Annotated in this window: 9 protein-coding genes and 1 pseudogene; 6 read left to right on the top strand and 4 right to left on the bottom strand. The window is 53.9% G+C overall.

All coding sequences use genetic code 11. The annotated features are described in order from the left end of the window. Positions 1-9 precede the first annotated feature (9 nt). Complete coding sequence (locus AB4Y42_RS38120) at positions 10-1,134, top strand: hypothetical protein (protein ID WP_368697134.1); 1,125 nt, start codon at positions 10-12, stop codon at positions 1,132-1,134. A 732-nt stretch (positions 1,135-1,866) separates the two neighbouring features. Here the strand turns inward: AB4Y42_RS38120 and AB4Y42_RS38115 are convergent. Together AB4Y42_RS38115 and AB4Y42_RS38110 are read right to left on the bottom strand one after the other, a co-directional pair. Then, the gene (locus AB4Y42_RS38115) at positions 1,867-3,684 is read right to left on the bottom strand and encodes a hypothetical protein (protein WP_368697133.1); all 1,818 of its coding nucleotides are present in this window, start codon (positions 3,682-3,684) and stop codon (positions 1,867-1,869) included. A gap of 150 nt (positions 3,685-3,834) precedes the next feature. Beyond that, positions 3,835-4,455: a hypothetical protein gene (locus AB4Y42_RS38110; protein WP_368697132.1), complete on the bottom strand. Its 621-nt coding sequence runs from the start codon at positions 4,453-4,455 to the stop codon at positions 3,835-3,837. A gap of 71 nt (positions 4,456-4,526) precedes the next feature. Here AB4Y42_RS38110 and AB4Y42_RS38105 point away from each other — a divergent pair, with 71 nt between their 5' ends. The 5 genes from AB4Y42_RS38105 to AB4Y42_RS38085 all read left to right on the top strand — a co-directional run bounded on the left by AB4Y42_RS38105 (position 4,527) and on the right by AB4Y42_RS38085 (position 11,749). Further along, positions 4,527-5,297, top strand: coding sequence for a methyltransferase domain-containing protein (locus tag AB4Y42_RS38105; RefSeq protein WP_368697131.1), 771 nt, complete (start codon positions 4,527-4,529; stop codon positions 5,295-5,297). A gap of 533 nt (positions 5,298-5,830) precedes the next feature. Beyond that, positions 5,831-7,750 carry a GtrA family protein gene (locus tag AB4Y42_RS38100; RefSeq protein ID WP_368697130.1) on the top strand — a complete coding sequence of 640 codons (1,920 nt, stop codon included), beginning with the start codon at positions 5,831-5,833 and terminating at the stop codon, positions 7,748-7,750. 197 nt (positions 7,751-7,947) lie between these two features. Beyond that, on the top strand, positions 7,948-9,543 hold the full coding sequence (locus AB4Y42_RS38095) for a hypothetical protein (protein ID WP_368697129.1): 1,596 nt from the start codon (positions 7,948-7,950) through the stop codon (positions 9,541-9,543). A 453-nt stretch (positions 9,544-9,996) separates the two neighbouring features. Continuing rightward, on the top strand, positions 9,997-10,773 hold the full coding sequence (locus tag AB4Y42_RS38090) for a TylF/MycF/NovP-related O-methyltransferase (RefSeq protein ID WP_368697128.1): 777 nt from the start codon (positions 9,997-9,999) through the stop codon (positions 10,771-10,773). A 256-nt stretch (positions 10,774-11,029) separates the two neighbouring features. Next, on the top strand, positions 11,030-11,749 hold the full coding sequence (locus tag AB4Y42_RS38085) for a TylF/MycF/NovP-related O-methyltransferase (RefSeq protein WP_368697127.1): 720 nt from the start codon (positions 11,030-11,032) through the stop codon (positions 11,747-11,749). 450 nt (positions 11,750-12,199) lie between these two features. Here the strand turns inward: AB4Y42_RS38085 and AB4Y42_RS38080 are convergent. Beyond that, positions 12,200-12,453 (bottom strand): annotated as a pseudogene (locus AB4Y42_RS38080) (IS3 family transposase); the annotation flags it as partial. A gap of 65 nt (positions 12,454-12,518) precedes the next feature. Further along, complete coding sequence (locus AB4Y42_RS38075; RefSeq protein ID WP_368697126.1) at positions 12,519-14,150, bottom strand: hypothetical protein; 1,632 nt, start codon at positions 14,148-14,150, stop codon at positions 12,519-12,521. Positions 14,151-14,641 lie beyond the last annotated feature (491 nt).

Raw genomic sequence — 14,641 nt, 5'->3', positions numbered from 1 at the left:
CAAGTGCCGTTGTCCCTATCGAAAGCGGGTTTTTACTTCCCCAATTCAGGTAAATGGACGGCCGATTCCGGACATCACGGCCTCGCCGTTGCGGCGCCCTCGGGTGAACACGAAGCACTGGTCGACTCGTTGATTGATGAAATCGCACTCGCACCGCATCACATCATCCTGTCGAGTGAAGAGTTCACGCACATGCTGTGGCGCAACACTCAAGGATTCCAGCGGCTCGTCGATCGCCTACTGACTGTGGCTGGTCGCGTAACCGTGATTCTGTATCTGCGACGCCAGACCGATTTCATCGTAAGCAACTACCTCGAACGGCTGAAGAGCCGATTTCGCCTGGGATTTTCGACCTATGCATTTGCGCGTATTCACGAAGATCTGGCGGAGTTTCCGCTCGATTACCGGAGGCTAATCGACGTTCTGGAGCGAGTTCACAACATCGATATCGATGTCCGATCGTACGACGGAATTCGTGCGTCTGGCGCCCTGCCCGATTTTCTTTCCGCGATCGATTGGCCAGCCGATCAACCGATTGAGGAAACCCGGGTCAACGAATCGCTTCCGATTGTCGAGTCGTTGAAGAATTTCTGTCGTGCACAGATGCAGCGGGCTTTGTCAGACGCGGAAGAACGAGCGATTGAACTAGTCGCCCCACCGCTTCCAGCGCGCCCACGTATGGACTTCAGAATGCGGCGCCACCTGCTTCAGCAATTCGAGGCCTGCAATCGCGAGCTTGCCACGCGCTTTCCGCTTGCCCCGCTTGTTGAAGCTATTCCTGAGGAATACGTGTTTGGTAGCTGGACTGGAATTGGCAATGCAGAGCCACCCCACCAGGAATCGGTCTGGCAGGTTACGCTCGATCACCTGTTTTCCCGGTCTTTTGTGGAAATCGTTCAGGCAGTTGCGGAGCGACTTGGGACTACCCAAGCAGCATTGGCCGAACTGCAGAGGCTTGCGTTTGAGCGACATACACAAATTGGAACACTACAACAGGCACTCGCAACAACCCAAGCGGCATTGACGACGGCCCAGACGCTAGCGTTTGAGCGATATGAGCAGATAGAGACGTTACAACAAGCACTCTCCCAAGCGGAGGTCGTTCCGAAGTGGCGCAGGATATTCAGGCGGTAGTTTCGTGATCTGCAATGTAAGTAGTCGGCTGCATACCGGCCAAGATTCATCTGAAACTCGACCGACGCAATGCCAGAATATGCGCTCTCGCTCCAGCGACATTGCCAATTAGCTTCCGGCCGGTATGCCTAGCCGCCGAAAGTGAATGAAAAGTACACAATCATGCCAGAGCCAATCGCAAGAAGTCACGGATTTTGATCCGGACCCAGAGGAATAAAAAAGAGCGTAATCTACTTCGCGTCACGCGGCGATCTGCTCTTTCGCTGGTAATGCGCATCCGCGATGCTAACACCGCGGCGTCCAACCTAGGTGTTGGCGACTTAACTTGCGTTCGCAGCCGGAACTGTTTGCTATTGATGGCCGCAGTTGCCGGTGCCGGTCTCGCGAAATCGAATCTCGAAGAGAATGCCGAGTCCAGCAATTCTAGCGTGCTCTTGCAACCAATCTTTCCTTATGTGTCGTCGTGATCGACGCTTTTACGCAGAACTCGTAACGCTTGCGTGCCTTGCCTTTCGCCAAGCACTCGACTTCCGGCGCGTGCGGCGTGTAAATATTGCCCCTGCCCTTCTTTCTGCAGCAGGGTTCGTTCCATGCGGCCAATCAAATCTCTCATTGGCGCGCTACTTTGCTGGGTGACGCAATCGAGTTGCCGCTCGATGCCGCGTATCACTCGTCCGATGCGCGAACGTATTTCCGCTGCCAAACAATTCGACTATCGTCGGCACGCGCTTGCTACCGTCTGCTCCCTAGAGTTCCAAGTGAACAGAACTGTTTCCCGGAGCTTGACAGTGCGTAGAATTTGACATCTTGCCACGACACGGGCCTCGCGTAGCCGTACCACCCCAAGTTTTGATCAAAGGTTTGAGCAAGCCACTCCTCGGCGCGCGCGCTTCGACGAGTGCTTCGCGCTGCTCCTACAATGTGATTTGTCCCGTCTACGGCTATCACCGTCGTTGCAGGTTTATGCTCGTCGGTCATCCAAGCCCAACCCGCTATAGCAGCGGGTGATCCCGCCACATCGAAATATCGTGGTGAATTTTTGCTGATAGGACTCACCGACTCCACTTCGCCTTTGCAACTAATCTCCTTTCTTGCTGCGAGAAATGATCCGGCGTCATCGCCTATGCGGAATGGGAAATAAGAAAAGACGCTGATGTTCCGCGCACTGGCGTAGTGCATGTATTCCGGGACTTCGCTCTCACGGTCGTCCAACATGTGAAGTTCATCACGATCATTTACCTGTACGAATCCGGCCAATGCCGCCTCCCAAGTCGCGTTCCTAGCTTTTGCCCAGAGTCGCTCCTCACGGTTCGCGCCATGCAAGGTGAACGCAAGCACAAGAACGAGAGCAGTCGCAATCGACGCGGGAATAAAGCGCCTGCGTGGACCCTGCGTATTGAATGCGACACCCGAAAGCACTGCGCAAGCGCCTATCCAACTAAGCGCAGAAAAAGACGCATATTTCTTATTCAGCGCCTCCAATATACCGAACTGAGCGCGAGCGAGGCCACCCGCGAGGCTCGTAATGATGACGATGGTAAGAAGCATAAACCCGAAGGTTGCGAGGCGACCGCCGAGTCCCGGACGCAAGAAACGCGCGATTGCGAAGCATGCAGCAGTCGCAAAAACAAACACTCCACATATTGCGGCGACGTAGGGTGAGTCGCTCCAAGTAAGAAAATTTCCCGGCCAAGGATCGACTCTGGTGAAGGCTCCGCCGAGATACATTAACGAGAACTTTAAAATCAGGATCGGGTCATGGGTCCGCGAACCGGTTGCCGGCGTGATAGCCAGCATAATCGCAACGTGAGCGACCGCGAGAACAATCAAGATTGCGCTTATCGATCGCTTCCATCGAAGTACCACTGCGGTGGCGGCCGATGCAAGCAGCACGACCGGCGAATTTCCCAGCGTGAAGGTTGCCACGATGGCGAGAGCAAGCAGGGCGCAAACCAGTTTGGCCTTGTCACGAACGGTGGGCTTTTCTATCGTCGACGCCTGGCTTACAACGAACGCCGCTGTGACGCATATGCACGCCATGAAGCCAAACTGCAATTGAAACGGTATGATGAGGGTATAGAGAAAGTTCGGATTAACAAAGAAAAGCAGAATGGTCGGCAAGAGAGCTATTCTCAGATAGCGCCCCTCAAAAATACCACTCTTTATAAAGGCTAACCATGTAATCAGCGCCGCACCGACTTGCAATAAATGCGTGACCAAAACCTGCCCGTATTCTCTACCCGACAGAAATCGTTCATCAAGGAAAGAGATAACGCGCGTAGTGAAAATGCGATGCTCATTGTGCGGCGAGATCATATAGGACATAAACTCCCTGAAGCTGACCATCGCATGATGCATGCGCGTGTGATCGAACATGTCGTCGTACCAGGGAACCGCAAACAGATTTCTGGCTTCCCAAAATATCGTTTGCAGCACCACGCACGCTGCAATGACCGCACCAATCGCAATCAATACATTAACGATAAAACCGTCGACCTCGACCTTTGCGTTTTGACTGATTTTAGTTTTCGAGCTCGTGGAACTGGACATTTCGATTTCTTTATGACTCATGGGCTGGCCGCATCAGGATCACGTGAAGCGGCGAGTATATTACACGCCCCGGACGAGATACGGTCAAGTCTCGTACTTGGCGGATCATGGTCGGCACAATGCAGCGGCTGAGTTCATCTGACTGGTTGATCATCTTGCACCCGTTCGCATCCCACTGAAGGCAATGCCCTCCAGTAACAACGGGATCAGATCACAGCCGTTGATGCGGCGGCAGGCGGTTCCTGATTCTGTCATGTCTGAGCCGGCAGCGCGGTCGACTTCTGCCCCGACATGCAAAAGAGACATGAACGTACCGTACGGCATTCTCCGGTCCAAGTCGGGTGCGAAGCCAGTTCGCAACTGAACGAAGTGCGCGCCATTCCCGCGTCCGTTGTCAATGCATTTGCCCTCGCGCAAGGCAAGCAGCATGTCGACCATTCTTGCGATCGCGGCTACCAGCGAACAGCCTCTCTCGTCTGAGACCAGACCGCCCCCCGTACGCTGCACATCGTCTTTCTCCAGAACGCCTCTTGGCGTGCTGTTAGCCATGCCATCATCTAGAAGGATTGCCCAACCGAGATTCCCTGATTTGGACATGCCCGGGATCGCTGGCGACGCGCGCCCCGCGCACGTGCGAGATACCAAGGGGTGCCGCCTTTCTGAAGATGAGCGGCTGCATGATACCGATGTCTTTGCGACCTTCGCCGTCGTTCTGAACCCGATCGTCGAAAAGCCTTGCTCCACTTTTTGCACGACGTCTTGAATCTTCATCCGACCCGCGTATGCGCGTACTATACTGCCGCCTTGAACTCGCCCATCCTGTTGTTCAATCCGGAGTCGAAATGACTACAGAGCTTTCTGGCATCCAAGATCCGACGTTCCGAGCTGAGTTTATCGATGTTCCCCTCGTGCTTGCTGATTGGATGCAGCCATACGGTGGGTTGGTGAACAAAGACGTACTAGACTTTGGTTGCGGAGAAGGTGCGACGACGCTCGGGGTCGCGCTGCATCACCGCCCTCGCAGGGTTGTCGGAGTGGATATCCTGCCCAAAATCTGGAACACGATTCCCAATGCCAGGAAGCACATCGGTCTCGCCGCCGAACCGAGTAATTTGATGTTGAAGCAGGTTGAGCAAGATGCTCCCTTGGATGACCTCGGGATGTTTGATATCGTCTATAGCTGGTCTGTGTTCGAGCACGTGCAGTACGACCTGATCGCGGACTGTTTCGCAAAGATGAAGCGAGTATTGCGGCCAAACGGCGTGTTGTTTATGCAGACTACTCCTTTGTACTTCTCAGCGTTCGGCTCTCACTTCCAGCATTGGATACCTGCTCCTTGGTCCCACCTCCTGATTCAGCATGACGTGTACTGCAACGAGCTTAGACGTCGCGTCGGCGACGAAGCACAGGCTCACGATCTATGGTGTATGTTCGAAAATCTGAACCGCGCAACCGCAAACCAAATTGTCAGAGCCGCACGGCAAGCGGGCCTTGAGATCATTAGGGAACACCGAACTTACGACGATTACCAAATCCCGGACGACCTTCGAGAGATCTACGCAGAAGAGGTCCTGAGAACCAACCAACTTGTGTTCCTCGCAAGACATGCCTAGGTGCCATGTGGTCAGTTGGCCTAGACGCTCGATGCTACGTGGCATCCGCAGCCAATACGCCAATGCAGTATTGGAATAAGCCCCGGGGCCTAAAGGGGCCGAATGACGATGTAATATACTTTCGTCTTACGACATTACCGCTGTTCGGCCCCTTCCTTACAAACAGATTATGCGCCGCGCATCACTAACCCCTCCGATTCTCACGTTTCTCGGTTTCAATTCTCATTGGTCGGCGTATCCACGCTCATCTGCTTGCTGAACCACTGCGTGACGGATGAACAAGTGCGCTTGACAGCGGCGAATTTCTCGACGGTGCGTCTCGAACGAACTGAAGCCGAGAGCCGTCGAGTGCATCTTTGATCGCATGCGCCAGAAAGGGGAGACGGTTGACGCTCTGGAAATTGAAGAAGAGCGACAACCCCGAAGATAGTGCATTGGTGCCCCGGGGAAAGAGTCTCGCCCCCCAGAACTCTGGAATGTATGTCACTTAATCCACACCAGTGCCAAAAACCGATTTCACTCAAGGCTAGACAATGACGCTGGCAATCCTGTACGCAATATTTGCGTGCATCTCGGCCGCATCCAACGTTGCGACACAGGCAGTCGTCGTGCGGATAATCCACGGCGCCCACGCCATCCCCGCTTCCGTTGCTGTCGGTACCGTGGTCGGGCTGGTCGTCAAATATCTACTCGACAAACGTTGGATTTTCCGGTGGAAACCTCAGAATGCTCGTCACGACGCTGGTACGTTCATCCTCTACGCCTCTACGGGCGTACTTACCACAGCTATCTTCTGGGGTTGCGAATATCTGTTCGAACACAGGTTTCACAGCGAAGGCATGCGCTACCTCGGGGCTGTAATCGGTCTGTCAATCGGTTACGTAATAAAATATCAGATGGACCGGCTTTTCGTCTTCCCTGGCGAACGCAAGTCGACTCACACGCGGGTTCTGGGCTCCGTGGTAACCGTTGCACTAGTCCTCTTTGGACTGGTCAAGATGTTCCTTATCGTCGAGTCCCCTCAACTCGTTGCGATTTCGAATAACTACGACTTCCTACGCGTGGAAAGCTGCATGGGCTTATGGCAGGACTATGGTGACGGCACCGCGAAGATGGACCCGCACCTCAGCGCACCAGTGAATCGACTGATTCTGGACCGTGACGTCAAGATGGATCTCTGCGTGGTGTCGATCGATGATATCTACCCCTATCTAGCTACGCGATTCCGCAAGACCGGTGCAATCGTCGACTTCCGGATCATTGGGAGCCTCAAGATTGCCTCTGTTCTCGCCGCCCTCGCTACCCTCCTAACGCTTTGCCGCGGTACACGCAGTCGCCTGGTTGTATCGGCAATCTTCTTCGCCATGTTCGGCGACTTCGTTTACCTGCTCTACTTTAACTCGATGTACAACGAGTTTTCCGAATTCCTCGGTGCGTTTATCTGCGCCGCCTCGCTCTGGATGATATGGACAGGTGATACGAAATCAATCAAGGCCAGCAGTATCGTAATGATGATTGGCGTGATCTTTCTCGGCCTGTCCAAACAGCAATACTCCGGATTGGGGACCTTGTTCGCCTTCGTCGGCGCATTGACGCTATTCCTCCGCTTCAAAGAGCGGCGGTTGTCTGCCTCGGTACTCGCAATTGGTCTTGCCTGCCCAATCGTGTTCGCGATGACCAATCCTTCCGATTACGGCTTGCCGCACGCAATCAAATTGGCAAATATCACCGACACTTATCTCGGGGAGGTCTTGCCCCATGCGACGGACAAGAACGAAGCGTTGAAGACTCTGCGTCTTCCCTTGAGCTGCGAAAAAGGCATTGGCGACAACTGGTACACGCCGGGACTCCCGGCCAATCATCCCTGCCCATCGCTTATCGACGCGAGTCGTATTAGGCTGATTCCCCTGTTCCTCAAGCAACCGAAGACGTTCTTCGCACCAATGTCTGATGCGTTGGACAAAGCGCACCCGGTTCCGGAGCGGGCGTATGGCCTGTTCGCCTACGGCGGGACCATCGATAGCCCACGCTACGTCATTACGAAAGCGACTTCATTCACGACCTACATGAATGCAGTTCCGACTCCGGCGTTCAAATTAATCTCAATTGCGTCGATGGTTTGCGGCATCGTGATGGCCTTCAGTTGCTTCGCTTCGCTGCTTACGAACCGCAGGGACCCCGGCAACGTAAATATCTTACTTGCAATGGGTGGTGTGATGGTCCTCTACGCAATCGGCTCATCGATTTTCGGTGATGGCACTAGCGACATGACTCGCCATACCATTATGTGGCCTTTCGGTATGTCACTTCAAATCATCGCAGTCTGCTTGATGGTGGCTCGGCTAACGCAAACTCTTGCGCATCGAAACGAGGTTGTTCAGACGCAGCCCGAATGCAGTGCTTCGTTGCGCCGGGAAGTGACCGACGGTTTGACAAAGCAACCCCAAAATTGACTCGTAGGGTTGCGTCTTGTACCGAGGGAAAATCTGCGGTATCGAGGCATCTAATTTGAACTCATGCTCGGTCTTGCAGCACAATCGAACCTAGATCGATGCTCAGAACGCTCTGAATGCATCACGCGGTCAATGACTCGCACGGTATTCGCCGCGATCAAACTACGCCAGTATTGAAGATAAGCAGGAGATGTTGGATGCAACAGCCAGTCACCCCGTCAGATACGATGCGCGAACGCAACCGCGCTTTTTCCCCCTGGACTGACATCGACAAGGTGGTCGTTTGTTTTTCACTTCTGGCGGTCGCGCTGAGACTCGTCTTTTGGAACTACACGCACCTGCTTTGGGAAGACGGACTCATAACCCTCTCTTCCGCCCAAAACCTGTGGGACGGCTTGGGATTGACTGGTCACACGGGTGAAGCGCCTGTCTACAGCTTTTCCTCACCGTTGGCTGCGATAATCCTCGTAGTTGGAGAAGCCTTTTCGCATGGCATGTTTTTGATGCGAGTACTCAGCATCGCTTCAGCGGTGCTATCGATCTACTACGCGGCAGGAATTTTGCGTGAATGCTCGGCAAACAGAGTGAGCCTGTTCGCCTGCTTAGCCTATCTCGCGTGTGACCATCTACTCATCCTGTTCGGAATGGGCGGAATGGAAACGCAGATCGCCGCAACTCTTGCACTGGCCACTGCATACTACTGCATGACCCGGCAGTTTCTGTTGTTCGGACTTGCTGGTGGCCTAGCTGTGCTGGCGCGCCTGGAATTGGCGTTGGTTCCAGCTATTTGCTATCTGTACCTAGCATATCTGGCTCTGAATCGGAAAATCAGCGGCCTGTCTGTCGTTAAGAGTGTTTCGGCAACGGCGGCAATTTGTCTGCCGTGGGTGATTTTCACATGGATTTACTACGGATCGCCCGTGCCACAAACAGTGAACGTCAAAAAATGGATGACTGGTCCGATCAGATTAGATCTGCACGCGTTTGTCGACCATACTCGTTTGTTCTGGGAACAGATTGCTCCTTTCCGCGAGTTCCCATTAACCGTAAGCACTCCGGTTCCCGATGCCGCCCTGCTTTTAATCGTTCTTTTGGTAGTCTCGGTATTTCTTATCGGCACAGTGGTCGGCGTCTACAAGCGCTCCAAAATACTGCTTTTGGCAATCCCGACCATTTTGTTTTACCTATACCATGCAATTTACAATATTGACAAGTACTATCCTTGGTATATTCCGCCTTTTTTCGCAATGTTCTTCGTTGTTGTGGGCTTCGGGTTTTCTGCAATAGCACAGAAAGCACGTGTCGCCGCGGTTATCCTTTCTGGAATAGTTGGCATTGCGTTTGCCGCTCCATTTTTCTTCTGTCTCAATACTGACAGACTATGGCAACAAGATATCGAGACCGGGATTCGTCACCGCGTGGGCGAAGAACTTAATATCATGATGAAGCCCGGCCAGAGTGTTGTTTTAGAGCCACTTGGCTACATTGGCGGTCCTGTCCGAACAAAGGTGATTTATGACAAGCCGGGCTTGGGCTCAAAAATCGCATTCGATGCCTATAAAAAATACGGATGGGGCATGATCGATGAGATTAAACCCGATTTTGTCGTATTGAGAAAGAAAGAGGTCAAGTATATTGATGAAAATATGCCCGCCGTACTCTCCCCCTATGAACGAGTGGCACATATTTACAACAGTGTTCCCGACACATTCGGCTCCAACTGTGTTACATACAATGTTGGCCAGGAGACAGATTTTTCGATATACAAAAGAATTCAATACGCCCTCAAATAAAGACGCCCGATTGAGTTTCGAGTGCGCAACCTTCGGCCACTCTCCGAAGAAAATCTGACCTAACCGGGCCGCGGTCCACCAGGCTGTTTGCGCACTCATTCGCGTTCCTGTTTGTAACGCTTCCCGTTAGCAAACGCCATGACTCACTGCGCAACTGCAGAAAGCCGATTTCGTTGACGATGTACACCGTCCCCGACGCTAGAGCATTCGCTGATTGGCCGGTCCGGGACACTCTGACGCGTGCCGATTCTGCTTTGCGCTGGCCGCTTGATCGACGCGCAAGTCGGCTCCTGGAGCAGCCCTGGCGGGAGAAACGTATGCGTGATGCGCAGCATGCGAGGAAATGCTAAACACGAAGTGCAGTCTGATTTGTCCCTTAGCGTGTCACATTGGGCGCACAATTGTGCTCCTCCCTTCACCTATAATGGGCATTCCTTACCGTGGAGGAAGGCCATGTCGCTTTTGAACGCCGCTCGGAAGTTTTTGAAAGATGATGCTGCCGTAACAGATTCGAAACCAGACTGGAAGGTTCAGCGTAAGTTTTCGCATCCGGAGCGATATACGAAAAACTATGCGAAGTACGTCGCCACGGGGGGGCTGATAGAACCGGAAGAAGATGCAGCGAAGTTTGCAAACGGGTTGGACTCCCACAACGGCGACATGGCACGATTCTATTCGCTCTGCCTCATCTCCGACCTAGTAGTAAAGCATAACGTACCGGGTGACTTCGTTGAATTGGGCGTCTGGCAAGGGAATACCGCCGAACTTTTGGCCGCCTTCGCACGTCGGCAGCAACGAACGCTTTACCTGCTTGACACCTTCGAGGGCTTTCCTGATGCGGATCTCGACCAGGACGAAAAGCATCTCTCTGGAATTTTTAATGATACAAGCCTTGAAGCCGTAAAGAGACGCGTCGGTGACGACCGGGCCGTCTTCGTCAAGGGGCACTTTCCTGAAACGGCAACACAATTGCCCGACGACGGCCAATATGCCATCGTGCATATCGACTGTGATTTATATGCCCCGATGATTGCGGCTTTGGAATATTTTTATCCACGCATGGCGCCAGGCGGCTTCATCCTGATGCACGACTACGGAAGCCTCTGTTGGGACGGGGCAGAGAGAGCAGTCGACGAGTTCTTTGCCGATAAGGCCGAGGGCATCATGCCATTGCCCGATCTCTGCAGTACGGTGGTCGTCCGGAAGAATAAGAAAGCTCGCTACCGGTGAGTCCCATTACGCGCTTGGATTGGATGCAGATCTAAATGCGCGCCCAATCACCTTTTGTGCAGCTGTCTAGCTCAATCGCTTTTAGGCGATCGGCAATGTATCTCCGCCTTAGGGACGCGAATCCAGCAGGAATTCTGAGAATTTTTAGTGGCGTGTATTACGCATTGCCCGCGTGGAATTTGGTGCATACAGTTTTTGAGCAGGTTGTTACGCAGTTCCGCAACGTTAATTAGACTTTCTACGAAAGGGAGTTGCAATGACGCAAAGCACTGTAGCAGACGGCAGTTGGGCAGATTTGCTTATCTCAAGAGCTCCACAAAAATATATAGAAAACATTGATAAGTATCGATCGCGCGGTGGGATTCTTGATCCGCAGACGGATATCCTGAAGTTCTCACACAACGACCAGGCGAGGTTCTTCGCATTCTGTCTGATCATAGATCAACTCGCTAAGGACAATATTGGTGGGGACTTTGCGGAACTGGGTGTGTTCAAAGGCCACTCGGCGCACTTCCTGGCGACGATTGCGCGTCGGCTTGGTCGTACGACCTATCTGCTGGACACCTTTGAAGGGTTTGATGCAAAGGATCTATCCGACGACGATTCGCGGTTGAAGGGTGCGTTTGCCGATACGAGCCTTGATGCCGTACGCGCAAAGGTCGGCACCGAACAAACCATTTTTGTCGAGGGTCGCTTCCCTGATACCGCTGCGCGGTTGCCCGACGACGGCACGTATGCGCTCGTACATATTGATTGCGATCTTGGCGAACCCATGGCTGAAGGACTTAAATATTTTTATCCTCGCGTGCGGCCCGGTGGCTTCATCATCATGCACGACTACAACAGCCTATATTGGGACGGGGCTGAAATGGCTATTGATCAGTTTTTTTCTGATAAGCCGGAAAGCATCGTCCCGCTGCCGGATCTCTGCGGCTCGGTAGTCGTGCGGAAGAACAAACAAACCTATTACGATTAAGAGTAGCTAACAACCAACAGGCTATGGTCGAAGCTGAGGCCTTTGACTTCGGCGTTAACTTTACTTCTCCGAAGATCGTCCGCAGCAATCCGGCAGCGGCATGACATGCAGACTGGACGACGACTACGGGATTGGTTGATCGCAGGCAGATGTGTAGGTCAACTACATCTGGCGATGCGACGCCGCTTACGTGAGCATGAGCAGATTGAGCCGGGGCGGGCGAGCCTTGATGCCACCAGCCCTGGTGCCTTGGCGGCGCCAACCCGACAGGCTGCGGCAACCCAGGGTCAGAACGGCACGTCACGGAGGGTGCCTACCATCCGCGGCTGGGTGACCATCTTGAGGTTCAGTAAAGCTCCTGGGGTGTCGCGCCCACCGAACGCCAATGCCCCCGAAACCTGCGCACTTATCCATAAGAGTGCCCAGGTGGAGACCGGTCTCCACCTGGGCTCAACAATCGATCGGCACGGCCGGGGTGTCGAGCGGGCTGAGTGAGTGAAACGAGAACTTGATCCCCTTGGCGTGACACCAGCACATGTAGGAATCAACTACCTCAATGAATTGCCCAACGGTAGTAGCCTGTCAGTACCTAAAATAGAACAACTCCGTTCTTGGCCGCCTAAAGGAACCTTCGCAGGCATCCTATGGGGCTAGCATCCTTTACGTGACCTCGAGCGAACCAACTTTGCATCGCGCATCCGTGACTTCTCGGTTTCGACTTGTCTTATGGTGAAATTCATCGTTCGCCGCCACGAGTCAGTTCAAACCGTCATCGGATCATGCAATACCCAGTGCCGGTCTTCGCAAACACATGAATGCTGGGCGTATCGCGATAGAAAGCCACCCATCCGAGCCGCTTATTCCTCGTGCCAACAGCCGCAGCAGCGTCGGGTCGGTACCCGCCGACCACGCCAGAACCAACAGTCTTTCCAGACGCATCTGTGATCGCCACAGTGCGAGCCCTTCCGTGATCCGCATAGGTCCATCCTTCTGCGCGCTGCCATCCTGGTGTCTCCGTGGGCTTCGTACTGTCATACGCACCTGGGCAGGTCTTAGTTGAATCTATGTGATCGGGCGGTGTGTCGTAGCCGGTTGCATTGGGGCGCAAAATGCTGATCGACTCCTTCTGTGCCTGAAGGACGATCGGCTTGATTGCATCGCCGTTCGGCCCAGCGAACCACAACGCTTGCATGTACTGCCGATCGAAAATATCGTCGCGCATTGCCTGACCAGCTACCAGCCTTCCGTAGAGCACGTCGGGATTGCCGGTAAACGCTGCTGGCTGAACGACCAGAACGGACAGGAGGCCGACGCCGATGCCACCATAAACCAATGGGCGCATCGTCTCCCGCTTCAGATTCACCGCCCAGAACAACAGGATCGATGCCCAGGCGAGCAAGCCGTTGGTCGCATAGCGCGGCTCAAACACGCTTTCAAGCCCAAGCGTCAGACGACCAATCCCTGTCGCTAGCGCCGTGACGCACATGAATATGGCCGTCGCGAGCAACGGCATGACCTTCATGTCTCGGTTCTTGCACGCGCAAGCAAATCCTGTTGCCGTGCCGACTACAACCAGCAAGCCTGCCAGTGTTGCCAGTTTGAACCGATGGAACGGGTGGTAGATGGGCGAACCAAGGTAGGCGACGGCGTACCGGACGAGGCCCACGGGATCATGGCGCAGCACCCATCCCGGGGTACCGTGCTGCAGAGTTCCCATCGCGCCGTCCGCGTGGTGGAAGTAAAAGAAGACTTCCACGAGTGCTACGACTATGGCGGCCGCAAAATATCGAAGCGGGAATCGATAGTAGGCCATCAGCAAAATAAATACTGGCCATGCCAAACTCCCGTTTGCCATCGAAAACGCAGATGTGAGTGCTGCGAAAATGCCTGCCGCGAACCAGCGTTTCGAATATCCGCCTGCCGCACTGAGTGCAAGCGCGTGGAAAGCGAGAATCGCGAACATCCCGACGGCAAACCACTGGTTCTGGAACGCCCAGGTAAAGTTGTCCCTCTGCATCCACGAAAAACAAAATGCCAGGATGATCCCGGCCGTCGCAAGCTTCGTCTCCGCAGTCATTCCGCTTCGGAAAATCGCGGCGCGCCATAAAGACAGCGCCATCAGGCCACACATCACGACATTGCTGATGAACGAGAGGACGTTCACGCCGCCGAACCAGCGCATGTCAGGATAAAAGATCAGGCGGGAGAACAGCAGGCGGTGCTCGTTGTGCAGCGACCAGAAGGCCGGCCACCAACTCTGATTGGCTTTCATGTACCAGTCAACGTTACCGATCCACTGGTCCCAATATGGGACGGGAGAGTAATTGAGGACGACGCCTGCTGTTGTGACGAGAGCTACTGCAAGACCCAACAGAAAAAGACCGCGAGATAGTACCTTCATTTGTTTGATCGATATCCCCAAAGCTTTCGCGAGCCCACCGGAATCCTAATCGTCACCAGCAAGCGCATCTCGATATGATGGGCCGGCGGAGCACTGCGGTGTAATCTTCTGTGTCGCGAGTGCGAACACATGAGCGTTGCCATTGCAACGAGTCCAGACTTCGCTGACTGATGCTTTTCGCGAGACTTACGCCGACGAAAGGTGCATTTTATCAAGGATTCCACCCCACGAATTAGATCATCCTGGGAGGGCCCCCTTGTGAAGGCTGCCTGACTTCCAACAAAGCCGCCTATAGTGAGCAAAGTGCGTATTTCGGGGAAGTTGAACGCCCGTTTCGGTGAAGTCGAACAGGCCAGGAGGGAGGTGTCACGGGGCGGCGTAATCGAGCCGGGGATGGGCGGCGTAATGGAGCCAGCAGAAACGGGGATAAAGCGCAGATTCGAACGGGCTCAAGAATGCGGTTTTTTGCCCGGTTTGGCAACCGCGTTTTC

This window comes from Paraburkholderia sp. EG286B (assembly GCF_040965655.1).
Lineage (GTDB): Bacteria > Pseudomonadota > Gammaproteobacteria > Burkholderiales > Burkholderiaceae > Paraburkholderia.
The sequence above is the reverse complement of the archived record's forward strand: the minus strand, read 5'-3'. Positions and strand labels throughout refer to the sequence as shown.